The 19,538-nt window shown below is 70.5% G+C and carries 14 protein-coding genes; 10 read left to right on the top strand and 4 right to left on the bottom strand.

The features are described 5' to 3' along the window. The first annotated feature begins 53 nt into the window (after positions 1 to 53). Positions 54 to 257 (top strand): ferredoxin, encoded by a 204-nt coding sequence (locus tag ACGFN2_RS06620; RefSeq protein ID WP_189101938.1) that lies wholly within the window; start codon positions 54 to 56, stop codon positions 255 to 257. 32 nt (positions 258 to 289) lie between these two features. Here ACGFN2_RS06620 and ACGFN2_RS06615 read toward each other — a convergent pair whose 3' ends face one another. Continuing rightward, on the bottom strand, positions 290 to 1,387 hold the full coding sequence (locus ACGFN2_RS06615) for a cytochrome P450 (RefSeq protein WP_393358042.1): 1,098 nt from the start codon (positions 1,385 to 1,387) through the stop codon (positions 290 to 292). Between the two features lie 536 nt (positions 1,388 to 1,923). Between ACGFN2_RS06615 and ACGFN2_RS06610 the strand changes: the two genes are divergently transcribed. From ACGFN2_RS06610 to ACGFN2_RS06590, 5 genes are all read left to right on the top strand, one after another. Next, a complete protein-coding gene (locus ACGFN2_RS06610) occupies positions 1,924 to 3,171 on the top strand; it encodes an activator-dependent family glycosyltransferase (RefSeq protein ID WP_362611796.1) in 1,248 nt (415 codons plus the stop codon). A 66-nt stretch (positions 3,172 to 3,237) separates the two neighbouring features. Next, on the top strand, positions 3,238 to 4,305 hold the full coding sequence (locus tag ACGFN2_RS06605) for a glucose-1-phosphate thymidylyltransferase (RefSeq protein WP_362611797.1): 1,068 nt from the start codon (positions 3,238 to 3,240) through the stop codon (positions 4,303 to 4,305). 104 nt (positions 4,306 to 4,409) lie between these two features. Beyond that, positions 4,410 to 5,411, top strand: coding sequence for a dTDP-glucose 4,6-dehydratase (gene rfbB, locus ACGFN2_RS06600; protein WP_362611799.1), 1,002 nt, complete (start codon positions 4,410 to 4,412; stop codon positions 5,409 to 5,411). Between the two features lie 17 nt (positions 5,412 to 5,428). After that, a complete protein-coding gene (locus ACGFN2_RS06595) occupies positions 5,429 to 6,520 on the top strand; it encodes an NAD-dependent epimerase/dehydratase family protein (protein WP_393358039.1) in 1,092 nt (363 codons plus the stop codon). 10 nt (positions 6,521 to 6,530) lie between these two features. Continuing rightward, on the top strand, positions 6,531 to 7,757 hold the full coding sequence (locus ACGFN2_RS06590) for a macrolide family glycosyltransferase (protein ID WP_393358037.1): 1,227 nt from the start codon (positions 6,531 to 6,533) through the stop codon (positions 7,755 to 7,757). 35 nt (positions 7,758 to 7,792) lie between these two features. Here ACGFN2_RS06590 and rfbH read toward each other — a convergent pair whose 3' ends face one another. Continuing rightward, complete coding sequence (gene rfbH / locus ACGFN2_RS06585; RefSeq protein ID WP_393358035.1) at positions 7,793 to 9,094, bottom strand: lipopolysaccharide biosynthesis protein RfbH; 1,302 nt, start codon at positions 9,092 to 9,094, stop codon at positions 7,793 to 7,795. A gap of 549 nt (positions 9,095 to 9,643) precedes the next feature. Between rfbH and ACGFN2_RS06580 the strand changes: the two genes are divergently transcribed. The 4 genes from ACGFN2_RS06580 to ACGFN2_RS06565 all read left to right on the top strand — a co-directional run bounded on the left by ACGFN2_RS06580 (position 9,644) and on the right by ACGFN2_RS06565 (position 15,450). Beyond that, on the top strand, positions 9,644 to 12,262 hold the full coding sequence (locus ACGFN2_RS06580) for a type I polyketide synthase (RefSeq protein WP_393358033.1): 2,619 nt from the start codon (positions 9,644 to 9,646) through the stop codon (positions 12,260 to 12,262). A gap of 36 nt (positions 12,263 to 12,298) precedes the next feature. Next, entirely contained in the window at positions 12,299 to 13,336 is a 1,038-nt protein-coding gene (locus ACGFN2_RS06575) for a ketoacyl-ACP synthase III family protein (RefSeq protein ID WP_393358031.1), read from the top strand. A gap of 154 nt (positions 13,337 to 13,490) precedes the next feature. Next, positions 13,491 to 13,928, top strand: coding sequence for a cold-shock protein (locus ACGFN2_RS06570; protein WP_393358029.1), 438 nt, complete (start codon positions 13,491 to 13,493; stop codon positions 13,926 to 13,928). A gap of 310 nt (positions 13,929 to 14,238) precedes the next feature. After that, a complete protein-coding gene (locus tag ACGFN2_RS06565; protein WP_393358027.1) occupies positions 14,239 to 15,450 on the top strand; it encodes a macrolide family glycosyltransferase in 1,212 nt (403 codons plus the stop codon). Between the two features lie 311 nt (positions 15,451 to 15,761). Here ACGFN2_RS06565 and ACGFN2_RS06560 read toward each other — a convergent pair whose 3' ends face one another. Both ACGFN2_RS06560 and ACGFN2_RS06555 read right to left on the bottom strand, forming a co-directional pair. Further along, positions 15,762 to 16,796, bottom strand: a complete 1,035-nt coding sequence (locus ACGFN2_RS06560) for a ketoacyl-ACP synthase III family protein (protein ID WP_393358025.1) — start codon at positions 16,794 to 16,796, stop codon at positions 15,762 to 15,764. A gap of 38 nt (positions 16,797 to 16,834) precedes the next feature. Then, the coding region (locus ACGFN2_RS06555; protein ID WP_393358023.1) for a type I polyketide synthase at positions 16,835 to 19,538 on the bottom strand (2,704 nt) is incomplete at its 5' end.

The raw sequence follows: 19,538 nt of genomic DNA, 5'->3' as shown, positions 1-19,538 counted from the left end.
CACCGGCCCACACGACGCGGCCGCAGGGCCACGATGAGAGGGAGGAAGACACCATGAAGATCACGGTTGACCGGGACCGGTGTGTCGGCGCCGGGATGTGCGCGATGACCGCCGGCGAGGTCTTCGAGCAGCACGAGGACGACGGCCGTGTCGTGCTGCTGCTGACCGAGCCGCCCGAGCGGTGCGCGGACGACGTGGAGGAGGCGGAGCAGCTGTGCCCGTCCCGGGCCATCACGGTGGACCCCGCCGCCTCCTGACCGGTGCGGCGAGGTCCGTCGGCACGAGGGCGTCAGTCGCGCCGGACCACCAGCGGCAGCCGCTCGGCGCCGAAGACATTGCTGCCGTGGAACGAGAGCGGGGTGCCGGAATCCACTCGCACCGTGCGGAAGCGGTCCAGCATCAGCTCCAGCACGATCCGGCTCTCCAGCCGGGCGAGCGGGGCGCCGATGCAGTAGTGGATGCCGTGACCGAACGCCGTCTGACGGGAGTTGGGCCGCTCCGGCACGAAGGCCGCGGGGTCGTCGAAGGCCCGCTCGTCATGGTTGGCGGACAGCAGCCACAGATGAATCATGGTGTTCGGCTCGATGACCTCTCCGGCGATCTCCACCTGGCGGGTCGGCACCCGCTCGACGCGGGTGAACGGCGGTCGGCAGCGCAAGGTCTCCTCGATCACCGCGGGTATCCCGGACCGGTCCGCGCGCAGCGCCTCCCAGCGCTCCGGCGCGCTGTCCAGGCACAGCAGGGTGTTGCCGAGCAGTACCGAGGTCGTGATGTGGCCCGCCAGCAGCAGCAGCGTGGCGAAACTGACGATCTCGTCGTCGCTCAGCCGCTGCCCGTCGACCTCCGCCTGCACCAGGGTGCCGATCAGATCGTCGTGCGGGATGCGCCGGCGGGCGTCCACGAACTCCTGCAGGTACGCCGAGATCTCCTTGCCGGTCTCCTCCATGCGCCGCACGCTCTCCGGATCGGACGCGTCCGTGGCCAGCAGCTGCTCCCCCCACGCCTGGAACCTGTCGTGGTCGGCGACCGGTACGCCCAGCATCGTGGCGATCACCATTACCGGCAGCGGATTGGCCACCGCCTCCACCAGGTCGAAGCGGTCACCGTCGACCGCGTCGAGCAGCTCCCGGGTGAGGGTGGTGATCTGCGGGGCCAGTTCGGAGATCAGCCGGTTGGTGAACGCGCGGCTGACCAGGCGGCGCAGCTTGCCGTGCTGCGGCGGGTCGAGCAGCAGGAGGACCCCGCTGGGTGTCTCACCGCCGCCGAGGCGCCCCACGGTGTCGGAGGAGTACAACCCCGGATCTGCCAAGATGCGCGCCACATCCGCATGTCTGAAGACATGCGCGTTGCCCGACTCGTCGCGCCAGACCGGGCTTTCGTTCCGCATCCGGCGCATCCAAGCCAGCAAAGTGGCTCCTCCGTCCGGCTCCACCGTCGGAGGCTGGACGACCTCCGGGCCGGGCGCCCACGGCGGGTGCGGCACCTTCGGGAGGACGTTCGACATTTTCTGCGGCACCGATGATTCCCCTCTCGCGCCGGCCCGGGCGCGTACCGCAGCACGCGTCCTGCCGTCGAAGCCACCTCTTACAGGTAAGTACGAAGCTCAGCACGGCGGCGCGGCACAGGACAGGAATGTGGCGAAGCGCTAGGGATTTCCCAATCCCGGGCCCGGCCGCGGTGGCGTTCTGGTCCCACTCGGAGCGGCGGGGCACGCGGCGGCGCGCCTCTGGCACCCGGGAGGCGGGCTGTGGGCGGGCACGTCATTGTCTGGAGGAATCCCCAGACCATGGCGGCGCGGTACCACGGTGCAGTGTTCAGACCACAGGATAAGCATCGACGCCATCCGCGCTCTGATCCGTCAAGCCGTGCCTCGCGGCCACAGCGAGGCCACCCAAACTACGCGCGACCGAGAGGTGATCCCCCATGCGCGTGCTGTTCGCTGCACTGCCCGAGAGGTCCCATCTGTATCCCATGGTGCCGCTGGCCTGGGCGATGACCGCGGCAGGACACGAGGTACGCATGGTGAACGCCCCGGCACTCACCGGCATCGTCACGGACACCGGCCTGGTCTCAGCTCCGGTCGGCCGTGATCACGGACTGCACGAGGCCATGAAGCAGGCCCCCGAGACCCAGGACCAGGACGTCGCCAACTGGAGCCGACTGGGACCGGAGGAAGTGGACTGGCCCACCATCCGCGACCGTTACGAGACCAGCGTCCCCTACGGCTTCGCGCTCTACAACGATCCGATGATCGACGATGTGGCCGCCCTGGCAGCGAGCTGGCGGCCGCATCTGGTCGTGCGGGACCCGCTCTGCTACGCGGGAGCCATCGCCGCCCGCGCCTGCGATGCCCTCCACGTCAGACTGCTGTGGAGCGCCGATGTCTACAGCAGAGCACGTCGGACCTTTCTCGCTCTGAGGGGCCAGGTCCCGCCCGAAGAGCAGGTGGACCCGCTTGCCGACTGGCTCGACAAGCGTGGCGCACCCTTCGGCGTCTCCTGCGACGAAGAGCTGCTCCACGGGCAGTACACCCTCGACACCCTGCCGCCGAGCATGCGGCCGCCCACCACACTGAAGGCGCTGTCCATGCGCTATGTGCCGTACAACGGGGACGCGGTGTGGTGGCAGTGGCTGCGCGAGGCTCCCGAGCGACGGCGAGTCTGTCTGTCCCTCGGAACGACCAACACCGAGGCGTACGGCGGCGATTACGTCTCCGTCCCCGACATCCTCGGGGCGCTGGCTCCACTGGACATCGAGGTGGTCGCCGCGCTCCTTCCGCAGCAACGGGAGGCGCTCGTCGATATCCCTGCCAATGTGCGCGTCGTCGAAGGCGTGGCGCTGCACACCCTGCTGCCCAGTTGCTCGGCCGTCATCCACCACGGTGGCTGGGGTACTTTCGCCACCGCCCTCGTCAACGCCGTCCCGCAACTCGCCCTCTCCACCAATGTCGTCGACCTGGAGTGGCGGGGCCGGTCCCTGGAGCGCGCCGGCGCAGGTATCCACGCCCACCACAGCGAGGTCACCGCCGACCTGGTGCTCCGGCACACCCGGCGGCTCCTCGACGACCCAGGCTTCACCTCCGCCGCGCAGCGCTTGCGCGACGAGGCGGCGGCGATGCCCAGCCCGCGCGACATGGTCGCCACACTGGAACAACTGGTCGCGGAGCGCTGACCGGGCCACGTCGGCCGGCGACCGACAGGCCCTCCCCCTGACACCCCTCGCCCCTGGATGGAAACCGTGAAGGCTCTTGTGCTCTCGGGAGGCGCTGGTACGCGCCTGCGGCCCATAACCCACACCTCCGCCAAACAACTCGTCCCGGTCGCCAACAAGCCGATCCTCTTCTACGTGCTGGAGGCCATCGCCGAAACCGGCATCACCGAGGTCGGCATGATCGTCGGCGACACCGGACCGGAGATCCGCGAGGCGGTCGGCGACGGCGCACAGTTCGGCGTCCAGGTGACCTACCTTCCGCAGAGCGCACCGCTCGGCCTCGCCCACGCCGTCCTCATCGCCCGCGATTTCCTGGGCGACGACGACTTCCTGATGTACCTGGGGGACAACTTCATCTCCGGCGGCATCACCGATCTGGTCGAGGGCTTCCGCAAGGAGCGTCCCGACGCCCAGCTCGTGCTCAGCCGGGTCCCCGATCCCACCGCGTTCGGGGTGGCGGAGCTGGACGCCACGGGCCGGGTGACCGGGCTGGAGGAGAAGCCGCAGCACCCCAAGAGCGACCTGGCGCTGGTCGGCGTCTACCTCTTCACCCCCGCGGTGCACGAGGCGGTACGGGCCATCCGGCCGTCCGCGCGCGGCGAACTGGAGATCACCGACGCCGTGCAGTGGATGGTCGAGGCCGGCCAGGACATCCGTTCCGGTGAGCTGTCCGGCTACTGGCGGGACACCGGCAGCGTCGTCGACATGCTGGAGGTCAACCGCATGTTGCTGGAGAGCCAGGAACGCTGCATCGAGGGCTCGGTGGACGAGGCGAGCGAGATCCTCGGCCGGGTGCGCATCTGCCCCGGCGCGACGGTCCGCGCCTCACGGATCGTCGGACCCGCCGTGATCGGCTCCGGCACCGTCGTCACCGAGTCCTACATCGGTCCGTCCACCTCCATCGCGGAGGACTGCCGCATCCACGACAGCGAACTGGCCTCCTCGATCGTGCTGCGCGGTTCGTCGTTCGAGAGCGTGCGCCGGGTGGAGGCCTCGCTGGTCGGACGGAACGCCAAGGTGGCGCTCGCACCACAGCGTCCGGTGGCCCACCGGCTGGTCATCGGCGACGACGCCAAGGTGCACATCCAGTCCTGACGCCGCTCACGCGGCAGGCCGACAAACTCACCCGCACCGAACAACGGAAGGGGGAAGGCGCTCCCCACCGGCCTGGAACCCCAGGCCCTCGCGCCACAACCTCGATGAGCCCCACGAGAATCCTGGTGACCGGCGGCGCCGGCTTCATCGGGTCGCACCACGTCCGCACGCTCCTGGGACCGTTCGGGCCGGGCGACATCCATATCACCGTGCTCGACAGCCTCACCTACGCGGCCAGTACGGCCAACCTGGACGAGGTCCGGCACCTGGACGGCTTCCGCTTCTTCGCCGGCGACATCTGCGACGAGGCACTCGTCGACGAGCTGATGGCCGGACACGACCAGGTCGTCCACTTCGCGGCCGAGTCGCATGTCGACCGTTCCATACTCCGCCCCGCGGAGTTCGTCCGCACCAACGTCCTGGGCACCCAGGTCCTGCTCGACGCCGCGCTCCGGCACGGTATAGACACCTTCGTCCACGTCTCGACCGACGAGGTCTACGGTTCGATCGCCACCGGGTCCTCCTCGGAGACCCATCTGGTCGAGCCCAACTCGCCGTACGCGGCCTCCAAGGCCTCCAGCGATCTGATCGCGCTCTCCTACCACCGCACCCACGGCCTCGATGTGCGGGTCACCCGCTGCTCCAACAACTACGGGCACCGCCAGTTCCCGGAGAAGGTCATCCCGCTGTTCGTCACCAATCTCCTGGACGGCAAGAAGGTCCCGCTGTACGGCGACGGCCTGCACGTCCGCGACTGGCTGCACATCGACGACCATGTCCAGGGCATCGAACTGGTCCGCACCGGCGGCCGCCCGGGCGAGGTCTACAACATCGGCGGCGGCACCGAACTGAGCAACCGGGAGCTGACCGATCTGCTGCTGGAGAGCTGCGGGGCGGGGCCGGAGATGATCGAGTACGTCGTCGACCGCAAGGGACACGACCGGCGCTACTCGGTGGACTGGACCAAGATCCAGACCGAGCTGGGCTACAAGCCGGGCAAGGACTTCGCCGACGGCCTGGCCGAGGCGGTCGCCTGGTACCGCGACAACCGTGACTGGTGGGAGCCGCTCAAGCAACGCGCCGAGCTGCTCGCCAAGACATGCTGAGGGCGGGTAACGGCAACGTGAGCACGGCTCAAGACCCGGACGATATCCACTGCCGGATCATCGTCCTCGGCGCGACCGGAGCCGTCGGCCGCCACGTCTGTGCGGCGGTACGCGCCGCCGGCGGGGAGCTGCTGAGGGTGGCACGCCGGCCGGGCCCCGCGCCCGGGGCAGGACGGTTCTTCCCGATGGACCTGATCGGCGAGGGACCGGACGGCCTGGCCCGCCTCATCGACGCCGAACGGCCCCACGCCGTGGTGAACGCCGCCGGCGCCGCATGGCTGTGTTCGCCGGAGGTCATGTGGCAGGCCAACCACGTCCTGGTCGACAAGGTGCTGGCGGCCATGGCCGCCGCCTCCTGGCGCCCCAGGCTGGTCCACGTGGGCTCGGTGCACGAGTACACCCCGCAGCCGCCGGGCATCGCGTTGGACGAGCGGACGCCGACCCGGCCGACCACGCTGTACGGACAGACGAAACTGCGGGGGACCGAAGCGGTCCGCACGGCCGCCGCGGCCGGCCAGGTGGCGGCGGTCGTCCTGCGGGTGTCGAACATGATCGGCGCCGGCACCTCACCGGGCAGCCTGCTGGGGCGCGTCGCGGCGCAGCTGAGGGCCGTGGAGACGGACCGGGAAGCGATAGTGCGGCTCAGCCCGCTGCGGGCGAGCCGGGACTTCGTCGATGCCCGGGACGCAGCGGACGCGGTGCTGGCGGCAGCGGCCCTGCCGCTCGGCAACGAGCTCATCAACGTCGGGCGCGGCGAGGCGGTCCCCGTGCGCACCATGGTGGAGCAGCTGATCGCCGTCAGTGGCCGGCGGGCGCGGATCGTCGAGGAGGCGGCGCCCGGCGCCCGGGTCGCTGCCGGGACCGACTGGATGCGGGTGGAGACCGCGATGGCCAGACGGCTGCTCCACTGGAATGTGCGCCACAGCATCGACAGTTCGGCACGCGACCTGTGGGAGGCCACCGCCCCTGAAGCCGAGCCGTCGCCCCCCGATCAGCCGGCAGCCGCCGCGCCGGCCTCGTCCCGGCCGGAGACCGCGGACGACCCGCCTTGTGGTGGCAGCACGAGCAGCTGGCCGCCACCGATCCGCCCCGTTCCCCAGCCCGAATGAAGGTGTCGATGTGTCAGCATTCGCAGCCACTCCCAGGCGGCATGTCGCCGTCTTCGTGTTCGCCGACTTCGGGCACCTCAGCCCGACGCTCGGCCTGACCCGTGAACTCATCCGCCGCGGCCACCGGGTGACGTACTTCGTCGATCACCAGTACCGCGAGGTGGTCGAGCGGACCGACGCCCGGGCCGTGGTCTACACGTCCCGGCGTGGCGCGTTCGCCAAGGTGCCCGACGCTGACGCGGCCCGTATGGCGGCCGAAGGTCATGACCTGTTGGTCGAGTCGATGGAGCGGGTCTATCCGCTCGCGCTCTCCACCCTGGCGGCCGACCCGCCGGATCTCGTGCTCTACGACTTCGAGTCGTTTCCGGCCGCGCGGATGACCGCGCACACGCTCGGCGGCGTCCCGACCGTGCAGCTGGGCATCAGCCACGTGTCGAACGAGGTGTTCTCCCTGCGGAGGCTGCTGCTCGACCCCGACGCCCCGTCGATGCGCGAGGGAGGGGAGGCACTGATGCGGTTCGCCGGGAACAACGGCCTCGCCCCGGACGGGCTGGCCCGCTTCTTGCGGGAGTGGGACGACCGCAACCTGGCCTTCCTGCCGCGCGAGTTCCAGATCGAGGGCACCACGTTCGACGAGAGCTACGCCTTCGTCGGGCCCACGGTCACCGACCCCGACGGGGACGTGCCGTGGTCGCCGCCGGCCGACGGCAGGCGGACCGCGCTGGTCTCCCTCGGGACCGAGTCCAACCGGCAGCGTGACTTCTTCCGTACCTGTGCGGATGCCTTCGACGGAGCCGAGTGGCAGGTGGTGATGACCCTCGGCCGTGAGGCGGACCTCGCCGGCCTCGGTGACCTCCCGCCGCATGTACAGGCCCACCGGTGGCTGCCGCACCCGGCGGTACTGCCGCACGCCGACGTCCTGGTCTGCCACGGCGGCATGAGCTGTCTCATGGAGGCGCTGCACTTCGCCACACCCGTGGTCGTGGTGCCCCAGGGCTTCGAACACACCCTGACTGCACGGCGGGTGGCGGAGCTGGGACTGGGCCGGATGATCGACCGTGACCGGCTGACCGCGGACACTCTGGGCGCCGCCGTGGGCGACATCGTGGCAGACCCGGAGATCCCGGAGCGGATGGCCTGGATGCGCGCGAGCGTGCGCGCGGCAGGCGGCGCGGCACGGGCCGCACGCCTGTTGGAGCAGTGGGCCGACCCCTCCGCTTCGACAGTGGCGACCTGATCTCCGACGTGCGCCCCGCCCGTCCTGCGCCCTTGTCAGGTGCGGGAGGTGATGAACTCGGTGATGCTGCGGATGCTGTGGTCGATCATCTCGTCGGTCAGCCCGGGGAACACCCCGATCCAGAAGGTGCGCTCGGCCATGCGGTCGCTGTTGGTCAGCGGCCCGCTCACCCGGAACTCCCGTGACAGATAGGCCGGGTGGCGGATGAGGTTACCGGCGAAGAAGCGGCGGGTGGCCACCCGCTGGGACTCCAGGTGTTCGATCATGTCGGCGGTCGAGAAGGGCGCGCTGTCCCGGACGGTGATCACAAAGCCGAACCAGCTCGGGTCGCTGTCCGGCGTGGGTTCGGGAAGCAGGAGATGGGGCAGGCCGTCCAGCCCGGCGCGCAGCCGTGACCAGTTGTGCCGCCGGGCGGCACCGAAGTCCTCGATCCTTGCGAATTGCGAGAGGCCGAGCGCGGCCTGCAGGTCGGTCGACTTCAGGTTGTACCCGACGTGCGAGAAGATGTACTTGTGGTCGTAGCCGTGCGGCAGGTCGCCCATCTGCTGGTCGAATCGCTTGAAGCAGCGATTGTCCTCACCGGGCTCGCACCAGCAGTCGCGCCCCCAGTCCCGCAGTGACTCCACGATCCGGGCCAGCACCATGTTGTCCGTCACCACGCACCCGCCCTCGCCCATGGTGATGTGGTGGGCCGGATAGAAGCTCTCTGTCGCCAGGTCCCCGAAGGTCCCGGTCAGTTTGCCGCGATAGGTACTGCCCAACGCGTCGCAGTTGTCCTCGATCAGGAACATGCCCCGCTCGTCGGCGATCTCCGCGACCTCCTCGACGGCGAACGGGTTGCCGAGCGCATGGGCGATCATGATGGCCCGGGTGCGCGGGCCGATGGCCTCCTCGATGCGTTCCGGGGACGCGTTGTACGTACCGAGTTCGACGTCGATGAAGACCGGTACCAGGCCGTTTTGAATGATGGGGTTCACCGTCGTGGGGAAACCTGCTGCCACCGTGACGACCTCGTCCCCCGGCATCAGCCGCAGATCCTCCAACTGAGGCGAGGTCAGCGCACTGAGCGCCAGCAGATTGGCCGACGAGCCGGAGTTGGTCAGATGCGCCTTCCGCAGCCCGAAGTACTTGGCGAGCGCACGCTCGAACCTGCGCGAACTGGTCCCGGCCGCGATCCGCAGGTCGAGGGCCGCTGCGACAAGGGCGACCCGGTCGTCCTCGTCGAGGACGGCGCCCGAGGCCGGCACCGGCGTCACCCCTGGCACGAATCCGGAAGCGACGTTCCCCTGGTGGTACTCGCGTACCAGCTCCAGAATGTCGCTCTTGCTGTACCCCATCGACTGCCGCCTCCTGTGAGTGTCCTGCTCGAAGTTCCGTCGCACTGCCACCGGGGGTGATCCCGGTGCCCGGCGCCGAGCGCGAATGTCCGACGATTTGCCACGCGGCACACAGGCGCTGCGTATCCGGTCGGCTGATCGGGGGCCTTCACTTCAGCACGCTGCTCCGGCAGGAGCCAGATCGGCCCGTGAAGTCTAGGAATTGCCATAGAGCCGGGGCGGTGAACCACCACGCCATTGCCCGGATCGCGGCCGGAGCACACGGGACGAGCCTTTCCCCATGAGGTCGCTGCGCAGGAGTGCGGCCGGACAAGTCCTAGGGAATCTCCCACCATCACACTGCGGATACTGGTGCCGGACAGGCAGGCGTTTCTCGCGGTCGTGTGCCGGCAGCGCAGGTCTTTGCCCGGCAGACGCGAGGGCGTTCCGCCGAGCCCGGAGCTGTGCCGGGCACCGGAAGCGCGGGCGGGAATGTGCCGGGGGTGCCCGGGCGGCCGTGTCTCCCCGATGCCGGAACACCCTTCTCTGATGTGTTGGGAGCGCCTGAGAGTGAGTGCCACGATGCGCACCGAACCGACGCGGTCGCCGGACGCGCCGCACGATGCCGGGGCGGCCCCCGCTGTGGGGGCCGCCGCCACCGAGCACCCCCTGCTGGGCGCGACCGTGGAACTCCCCGACTCCGAGCCGGTGCTGTTCACCGGGCGCCTTTCGGCACCGGCCCACGACTGGATGGCCCACCACCGGGTGGCGGAGCGCACGGTCGTACCCGGCTCGGCGCTGGTCGAGCTGGCGGTCCGCGCGGGTGACGAGGTGGGCTGCGGCCTGGTGGAGGAGCTCTCCCTGGAGGCGCCACTGATTCTTCCGGAGCAGGGAGCCGTCCAGCTCCGGGTGAGGGTCGGCGCACCGGACGTGACCGGCCGCCGGCCGGTCACCGTTCATGCTCGGCGTGAGGACGGGGGCACCGGCCGGCCGTGGACCTGCCATGCCACCGGCACCGTCGCCGCGAGCGGCCCCGCCCCGTCGTGGCGCCTCGACGTCTGGCCCCCGGCCGAGTCCACCGCTGTGGAGACCACCGAGCTGTACCCCGCGCTGGCCGCCGCCGGCCACGAGTACGGCCCTGCCTTCCAGGGGGTGCGGGGGGTGTGGCGGCGCGGCGACGACCTCTTTGCCGAGATCGCCCTGCCCGAGGAGCATCGCGCGCAGGCCGCGGCGTTCGGCCTGCACCCCGCCCTGCTGGACGCGGCGCTGCACCCGCTGTGGGCGCAGGGCGGCGACGACGCGCGAACGGCGAGGGAGCCGGGCCGGTGGCGCGGGGTGTGCCTGCACAGGGCGGGAGCGTCGGTCCTTCGCGTACGGATCACCCGGGCGCCGTCGGGGGAGTGCACTGTCGTTGCCGCCGACGCGACCGGCAGGCCGGTGCTCACCGTCGAGCACCTTGAACCGCGAGCGGTGTCCTCCCATGCCCTCCGGGTCGCGGGTGCGGCCCAGCAGGACAGCCTGTTCCGGGTGGAGTGGGCCGATGCGCCGAGCGCGTCGGCCGCGGCGGACGTCCCCATGTCGTGGGCCGTCGTGGGCGACGACCCGCTCCGGGCGCGGTCCGGACTGATGCGGGCCGGACAGTACGCCGAGCGGTACCCGACGCTGGAGGCCCTGGCAAAGGAGGTCGACGGCGGCGCGTCCGTACCGGACGTCGTGGTGGTCACCGCTAGTACGGAGGCCGGCGGTGTCGACACCGCGGACGCCGTCCACCGGCTGACCCGGCAGGCACTGTCCTGGGCCCAGGAGTGGCTGCGCACTCCCGCCTTCACCGCTGCCACGCTGCTCGTCCTCACCCGCGACGCGGTCGCCGCCTGGGACGAGACCACCGCACCGGACCTCGCCGCGGCCGCCGTATGGGGCCTGATCGCCTCGGCGCAGACCGAGGCGCCCGGCCGCTTCCGCCTCGTCGACACCGACGCGAGCAAGGCAGCCTGGCGTACCCTGCTCGGCGTCGCCGGGTCCGACGAGCCCCAACTCGCCCTGCGCAAGGGCGCATCACGGGTACCCCGGCTGGTCCGGTGCGCTGCCCCGGCCGAGCGCGCGCCGCTGTTCGCCGGCCGTCGCGGCACGGTCCTCCTCACGGGCGGCACCGGCCTGCTGGGCGCAGCCCTCGCCCGGCACCTCGTCACCGAACACGGCGTACACGACCTGCTGTTGACCAGCCGTCGTGGACCTGACGCCCCGGGGGCAGCGGAACTGTGCGCCGAGCTGACCGCGCTCGGCGCACAGGTGACGCTGGCGGCTTGCGACGTGGCCGACCGCGGTGCGGTGGACAACCTGCTGGCGACGCTGCCGGACGACCGTCCGCTCACTGCCGTGGTGCACGCGGCAGGCGTCGCCGACAACGGGATCGTGCTGTCCCTGACACCTGATCGGCTGGAGGCGGTGCTGCGGCCCAAGGTGGACGCCGCGCTGGTGCTGCACGAGGCGACCAAGGGCCTGGACGACCTGTCGGCGTTCGTGGTGTTCTCGTCCATCGCGGGGGTACTCGGCGGCGCGGGCCAGGGCAACTACGCCGCGGCCAACGTCTTCCTGGACGCTTTCGCTCAGCACCGCCGGGCGCAGGGCGCCCCGGCCCTGTCCATCGCCTGGGGCCTGTGGGCCGGCCGGGACGTCCTGGCGCCCGGCTCCATCCGGCTGCCGGTGCAGCCCCTCCCCCTGGACGAGGGCCTGGAACTGTTCGATGCGGTGCGCGGCCTGGACGAGGGCCATGTGGTCGCGGCGCGGCTGGACGGCGCCGAGATCCGCGCCCAGGCCGCGGCCGGCGCCCTCCCGCCCCTGCTGCGCGGACTGGTGCGGACGTCGGCCCGGCCGATGGCGCGCGACGAGCCGGCGGAGGCGTCCGCGCTGCGCCACCGCCTCGCCGCGATGACCGACGCCGAGCGGGACGAGACCCTCCTCGAACTGGTACGCCGGCACGTGGCCGCCGGCTTGGGTCATGCCTCTGCCGAGGAGATCGGGCCGGACCACGCGTTCCGGGATCTCGGCTTCGACTCGCTGACGGCCCTGACGGTCCGCAACGCACTGAACGAGGTCACCCAACTGTCCCTGCCCCCTGCGGTGGTGTTCGACTTCGCCAGCCCGCAGGCGCTGGTGCAGCACCTCAAGACAGAACTGCTCGCATGCTGACGGCCTCGGGCGCCACACGGAATGAGGAGATTGTTCGTGAAGGTGGATGATGTCTACATCGACTCCCTGGGAGTGTTCCTTCCTGAATGGCTGAGCGTGGAGCAGGCGGTCGCCGACGGCATCCTGGACCCGGAGATTCCCAGGACCAACGGACTCACCGGCACCTACGCCGCGGGGGACATCCCGGCGATGGACATGGCGGTCAGTGCCGCTCGGACCGCCCTGGAGCGCTCGAAGACGGATGTCGCCGCCATCGACGGACTCATCCACAGTGCGGTCAACTACCAGGGCCCCGTGGGGTCTTACCCGCCGGGCTACATCATGCGGGAGCTCGGCATCGGAAAGGCCACGGCGCAGTATCTCCGGCAGGGGTGCAACGGCATGCTGGGGGCACTGGAGGTGGCCATCGGACAGATGACGGGTGCCGCGGAAGCCGAGGCGGTACTGCTGACCTCGGGCGAGAACTTCACCGCGCCGGGAGCTGACCGCTGGAACGACGGCTTCGGCCAGTCGCACTTCTTCTCCGACGGCGGCATGGCGGTTCTGCTCACCGCCGACGAGGGGTTCGCCCAGGTGCGTTCCCTGAGTTCCGGCGTCCTGAGCCCCATGGAAAAGTGGCACCGCGGCAACGGGCCGCTGCTGGAGCCCGGGAGTCCCGAGGAAACGCCGAGCATGCCCGAGCGGGCGCAGCACTTCAACGAAACCGAAATGCCGCTGTCCGAGGCCCTGGAGAAGATCACGCACTTCAACATGGACATCATTCATGAGTCCTTGGTGGACGCGGAACTCAACGCCTCCGATCTCGCCAAGGTCGTCCTGATCAATATGGACGGGCGGATGCTGGACTACGGGACGATGATGCCGCTCGGCCTCCCCATGGAGCGGTCGAGCTTCGATTTCGGGAGGTCGGTCGGGCATATGGGAGGGGCCGATGTCTTCATCTCGCTGGAGCATCTGGTCCGTACGGGCGAGGTGGGTACGGGTGATAACGTCCTGTTGTTCTCCCAGGCGCCCGGTTGGATGTGCACTGCGAGCGTGGTGACCGTGCTGAATCCTCCCCCATGGGCCGTGTGACACCTCGGCGAACGACCGCACCAGGGGGGACGGGACCGAAGAGGGGACGGAACGGCGCACTCCTGCCTGCCGGGCCCAGGTGCCGAGCCCCTGTGGGGTGCTTGAGGGCGACAATGTGCAGTGGCAGAGGGTGTAGAGGGTGAGGAACGCTGTGGTGGCTACAGGTACAGTGGTGCGATTTGACGAGGTGCGCGGGTATGGCTTCATCGCCCCCGACGCCGGTGGCGAGGATGTCTTCGTCCATGCCAACGACTTGCGGGACGACAAGCACCTGTTCGGCAGTGGGCTCAGGGTCGAGTTCACCACGGAGGTCGGGGAGCGCGGGCTCAAGGCCAGCGACGTGAAGCTGCTGGGGCCCGTGCGAGCGGCCGCGGTGCGGCGGTCGGCTCCGGTGGCCGACGGCCCGGAAGGGCAGGGGAGCGCGGAGTCCGACGGGGACCTGCTGTGCGATGTCCTGTCCCACGCCGAATTCCGGAACGAACTGACCGAGGCGCTGCTCGAAGCTGTTCCCTCGCTCACCGCCGCACAGCTCCTTCAGGTGCGCCGGCGCGTCATGGAACTGGTCGACGGGCACAACTGGACCGAAGACTGACCCACCGCGCCCCGGCGACGGGCTGGAACGAGGCAGGGCGGAGGAGTCGGTGCCGTCCCGGTGCTGCGAGCGTCGGACACCCACTGACACCTCCGCCCTTCGGTGTGTCTCCGCCCGGTCGGCGACACCCGGCGCTGGCCTGCCGCTGCGCACTCAAGGAATCAACTAGTCATGCGTCGCCATCGTTGACTCCGCATTTCAGGACCCCGCACGCTCGCAGGGAAACCCGTATCCGGGTAGGGCCCGCCGGCCTGTCCGTGCGCAGCCGGAGTTCCCTGCGGCCCTGTACTCAACGAGGAGAAGCGTCGCCGTGTCCAGCCATATCGCTGTTCTCTGCATTCCCGCTCACGGGCATATGCGCCCCTCCCTGGCCGTCACCGAAGAGCTTGTGCGAAGGGGGCACCGCGTAAGCTTTCTGACGCCGGGAGGATTCACCGGGGCCGTCGAGCAAACCGGCGCGAGCGTGATTCCCTACGCTTCGCCGCTGGCCGAGGCGTTCGCCGCCGGGCAGGACGTAGATCTCCCCCCTGACCACATGGCCTGGTCACTCGTCATGCTCCAGTACGAGAGCGAGGCAGTGATACGGGCGGCCGAGGAGCACCTCACCGACGATCCGCCCGATCTCCTCTTCCACGACACATCCCTTTCCTTCGCAGGCCGGGCCCTGGGAATGCTCTGGAACCGCCCCGCCGTGCAGTCCACCCCCGCCATGGGTTCCAATGCGCACTACTCGGACCTCGACACCATGTTCGCCATGATCGGCGTCCCCGAGGACCACCCGGCGTTCCCTGAAGTCTTCCGCCGTGCCGGAGAGTTCGCCGAGCAACGCGGGATCTCCGCGACCGTCGAGGAACTGCTGGGCTGGCACCGGCCGGTGGACAGCGTGGTGTACGCACCCCGAGTGTTCCAGACCGCCCAGGAGACCTTCGGTGACGAGACCGCCTTCGTCGGGCCGTGCTTCCTCACGGAAGACCTCACCGCAACCTGGGACACCCCGCAGGACGACACCCCCCTGATCGTGATCTCCATGGGGACCATGTCCCAAGCGCAGTCGGAGTTCTTCCGCACCTGCGTGCGTGCGCTCAGCGGCCGGCCCTGGCGCGCCGTCATCACGGTGGGCAACGGATTCGACACCACCACACTGGGGGCCGTGCCCGCCAACATCGAGGTGCGTCCGTGGATACCCCAGCTCGCCGTCCTGGAACAGGCCGATGTCTTCGTGACCTCCGGCGGCCTGGGCAGCCTCATGGGCGCGGTGCACACCGGCACCCCGATGCTCATGGCCCCCCATCTGCCGGAGCATCAGGTCACCTGCGTACGTGCGGCGGAGCTGGGCCTGGGAGTGCTGCTCGACCACCCCCGGGAGGCCACTGAGGAGCAGATCGTCACCACCTTGGAGCACCTGATCGCCGATGAGGCCACACGTACCCGGCTGCGCCGGATGCGGGAGCTGACGGACGCCGCCGGCGGAGTGACCCGTGCGGCGGACATGCTGGAATCGCGGGCCGGGGTGGCCGGCTGAGCACGTGTCTCCGAAGGTGTGCCGCGGGGCGGGCGAGGAAGCCCGCTGCTGCTGACGGTTTGCGTGACCGTCCCCAGGAAGGCCGGAGCGGGGGGGGGGGGGCGGTGGGGGGGCGCCCCCGGGGGGTGGGGGGGGGGGGCCCCGGGCGGGCGGGGGGGGCGGCGCCCCCCCCCCCGGGGGGGGTTGCGCCGCCTGTGGTGGGGGTTGTGTCGGGGCCCCCCCCCCCCCCCGGGGGGGGGCCGGGGCCCCCGGGCCCCCCCCCCCCCCCCGGCGCTTTCGGTCCGTGCCGCACGGGAAGGCCGGGGGCGCCGTCACCCCGACCAGGTGGGGAGTTCGCTGATGGTGACGACGCACGCGGTGCAGATCCAGCCGGGGCCCTGGGAGATCAGCAGGACGTGGTCACCGGTGCCGACCTCCCGCGTGCGAACCAGACGCTCCAGCGAGAGGAAGACGTCCGCGCCGCCGACATGACCGACGCCCTTGCCGATGTCGAAGGACGACTTCGACATCGGCAACCCGAGCGGCGTCATGACCGAGTACTCGATCATCCGGCCGTCCATGTGGATCGGCACCACCTTGGCGAGGTCGGATGCGTTCACGTCGGCGTCGACCAGGGCCCGGTGGATGACGCCCAGGTCGAAGACGCTCAGCCTCTCCAGCGTCTCCGACAGCGACAGTTCCGTCTCGGTGAACCGTTCGGCCCGCTCCGCCATGTCCGCCATCGACCCGGGCTCATCGCGCAGCAGCAGCGGGGCGTCGCCGCGGTGCCACTTCTCCAGGGCGGGCAGCAGTCCGGCGTGCAGTGACCGCACCTCGGCGAAACCCTCCTCTGCGCTGAGCAGAACAGCGGCGCCCCCATCGCCCAGGAAGTACGACTGGCCATAGCCCGTCCACCGGTCGATCTCCGGGGAGGTGAAGTTCTCTCCCGTGGTCAGCAGCACGGCCTCCGTCTCCGAGGCACCGGTGATCTGGCCGATGGCCACCTCCAAGGCGCCCAGCATGCCGTTGCAGCCCTGTTGGAGGTAGAGCGCGGAGAGACCCTCCAGGCCCAGCTCCCGCTGGATGTACCCGGGCGGATAGGAGCCCGCAGGCCCTTGGTAATAGACCCCGCTGTGGAGGTGCGACGTGATCTCTTCGGGGTCGAGCTTCGAACGCTCCAGGGCGGTCCGGGCAGCCGACACGGCCAGGTCGACGGCCGGCACGTCCTTGGACACATGGGTTCCGGTGAGGCCGTTCGCCGTTGGCACCTCCGGGCTGAGCAGGCCGTCGGCCACGGCCTGTTCCGCGCTCACCCACTCGTGCAGAGCGACTCCCAGGGAGTTGATGTGGACGTTCTCTACCCTCATGCGGGATCTCTCCGTTTCCGTCCGGCCTCGGGGCCGGTTCAGGCGAGCAGCTGTTCCTTGATGTGCTGGGCCAGTTCGACGGGTGTCGTGAAGTCGAACGCCACGCCAGGAGCCAGGGGGAGCTTGACGACGTTGTTCAGGGCGTTGCGGAGGGTGAGCGAGGTCAGGGAGTCGAAGCCGAGACCGTTCAGCTCCGTGGTCGCGGTCACCGAGTCAGCGGACGAGTACCCCAACACGGCCGCGATCTGTTCCCGCACGAGATCGGTCAGCGTCGCGTCGCGTTCCTCGTCGGTCATCGCGGCCAGCCGGTGCCGCAATTCCGACGGCTGTGCCGGGGTGTCCTGCGCCGACCGGCGCGCCGGGGCCGGCAGCAGCGAACGCAGCAGCGCAGGTGCCTCATCGGCCCTGGCCCGCTCGTGCAGCACGCCGAAGTCCAGGCGTACTGCGACGGTGAGCCCGTGCCCCAGCCCGCGCGCCGCGTCGAACAACTGGAGCCCGTGCACCGGGGAGAGTTCTCCCACCCCCGGTAGCGCGAGCCGTGCCTTGCCCGCGGTGAGCCGGTCATGACCACCCCAGATGCCCCAGGCGATCGAGGCGGCGGGGACTCCCTGGGAGCGTGCCTCGTACGCGAACGTGTCCAGGAAGACATTGGCCGCCGCGTAGTTGCCCTGTCCCGCGCCGCCGAGGATGCCCGCGACCGACGAGAACAACACGAACGCCGAGAGGTTCGCATCCCGGGTCGCCTCGCGCAGCGCGAGCACCGCGTCCACCTTGGGCCGCAGCACCGCACTCAGCCGGTCGGGCGTCAGGGACGGAATGACTCCGTCGTCGAGCGCACCGGCGGCGTGCACCACGGCCCGTAGCGGACGGTCCGCCGGAAGACCCGCCAGCAGATCAGCCAGTGCCTTGCGGTCCGTCATATCGCAGGCGGCCACGGTGACCCGGGCACCCGATGCGGTCAGCTCCGCCTGGAGCTCGACCGCGCCCGGTGCGCCGAGGCCCCGCCGGCTCATCAGCAGCACGTCCCGTACGCCGTGTTCCGCGACCAGGTGACGAGCCACCGCGGAGCCCAGCATGCCCGTTCCGCCGGTGACCAGTACCGTGCCCTCCGTGCCTCCGGTAAGAGCCGGCACAGCGGCATCGCTCACGGGAGAGAGGCGCGCCAGTCGCGGCACCCGTACCGCCCGCTTGCACAGGGCCCACTGCGGCTCTTCGGAGCCCGCGGCTTTGAGCAGCGCACGCCAGGCCGGTTTGCGGCCGTCGGTGTCCACCAGCAGGAAGCGGCCCGGGAATTCGGTCTGCGCCGAGCGCACCAGCCCCCAGACCGCGGCTGCGGTGAGGTCGAGCCGGCCGCTCACCCCGCCGCCTTCCCAGGCGGGCACCGCGCCCCGGGTGAGGAACACCATCCGGGACCGGTCGAACGCGGGTGTCGTCACCCAGGACCGTGCCCACTCCAGCGCTCGGCGCGTGGTGTCGTGGACGGCGCCCGCGAGATCCTCGCCGGTCCGCCCCGCTGCGCCCGACGCGTCGGACGCGCAGGTCACCACGACCACAGCGGGTGCTTCGGAGGAGTCACCGACGGCCGCGGACAACGCCGCCAGATCAGGGTAGGTCTCGGCGTACTGGCCCGCTGACATCAACCCCGACCGCACCCTCAGCGGGTCCTCGCCGACGACTGCCCACGTGGCGGGCGCCGCGCCGGCCACCGCCGCGAGGTCCACATCGGTCCACTCCACGCCGAACAGCCCGTCCTGCTGGGCGGCGCCCGCCGCCCGGACACCGCTCCGCGAAACCGGTCGCAGCGTCAGTGAGTCCACCGTCAGCACCGGAGCACCGGTGGCATCGCCCGCCCGTACCGACAAGGAGCCGTCGGGCAGGGGGCTGATGCGCACCCGCAGCACGGAGGCCCCGGAGGCGTGCAGGGAAACCCCCTGCCAGACCACGGCCCGCGACGGCTGTGCGGGCTCCGGCAGCACGTCCTCGATCCGCAGCAGATCCAGCACCGCGTCGGCCAGGACCGGGTGCAGTCCGAACTCCGCTGCCTCCGCTCGTAGTTGCTCGGGCAGGGCGATCTCCGCGAAGAGCTCGTCGCCACGTCGCCACACCGGGGATACGACCGCCTCGGAGCTCCTTCGGACGTCCGCCCCTTCCGGGGCGTACGGTGCCTCCTCGGCCTCGGCCTCGGCCGGGGGCCACGCCGCCAGGTCCCATGAGGGCGTCGGACCTTCCTCAGTCAGCAAGCCCGTGGCATGGCACGTCCATGGCCGCCCGACGCCTTCGTCGCCCCGTCGCGTGTGCACGGTCACCGGACGCGTCCCCGTCTCCCCGGGCTCACCGACCGTGACCCGGAGCTGGACGGCACCGGACTCCGGCAGCACCAGCGGGGTCTGCACCGTCAGCTCCGCCAGCTTCCCGACGCCCATCTGGTCACCGGCCCGGCCGGCCAGTTCGACCAGCACCGATTCAGGTACGAGGGGCGCACCGCCGATGTCGCGCCGAGCGAGCCAGCCATAGCCGGCCGTCGACAGCCGGCCCGTGAACAACACTGCTTCGGAGTCGGGGAGTTCTACGGCCGCCCCCAGAAGCGCGTGCTCTGTGCGCACCGCCCCGATACCGGCACCACCGCGGGACGCCCCTGGGGCCGCCTTCAGCCAGTGGTGGTGGCCTTGGAAGGGGTAGGTGGGGAGGTTGGGGTGGGGTGGTGTGGTGGTGGGGGTGTGGAGGGGGATGCCGTGGGTGTAG

The sequence above is a fragment of the Streptomyces sp. NPDC048612 genome (assembly GCF_043199295.1).
GTDB lineage: Bacteria > Actinomycetota > Actinomycetes > Streptomycetales > Streptomycetaceae > Streptomyces.
This window is presented reverse-complemented; position numbering and strand designations above follow the sequence as displayed.

Coding starts and splice junctions, on each gene's coding strand:
- ACGFN2_RS06620 (WP_189101938.1), top strand. CDS start 54: ATGAAGATCACGGTTGACCGGGACCGGTGTGTCGGCGCCGGGATGTGC.
- ACGFN2_RS06615 (WP_393358042.1), bottom strand. CDS start 1,387: ATGCGGAACGAAAGCCCGGTCTGGCGCGACGAGTCGGGCAACGCGCAT.
- ACGFN2_RS06610 (WP_362611796.1), top strand. CDS start 1,924: ATGCGCGTGCTGTTCGCTGCACTGCCCGAGAGGTCCCATCTGTATCCC.
- rfbB (WP_362611799.1), top strand. CDS start 4,410: ATGAGCCCCACGAGAATCCTGGTGACCGGCGGCGCCGGCTTCATCGGG.
- rfbH (WP_393358035.1), bottom strand. CDS start 9,094: ATGGGGTACAGCAAGAGCGACATTCTGGAGCTGGTACGCGAGTACCAC.
- ACGFN2_RS06560 (WP_393358025.1), bottom strand. CDS start 16,796: ATGAGGGTAGAGAACGTCCACATCAACTCCCTGGGAGTCGCTCTGCAC.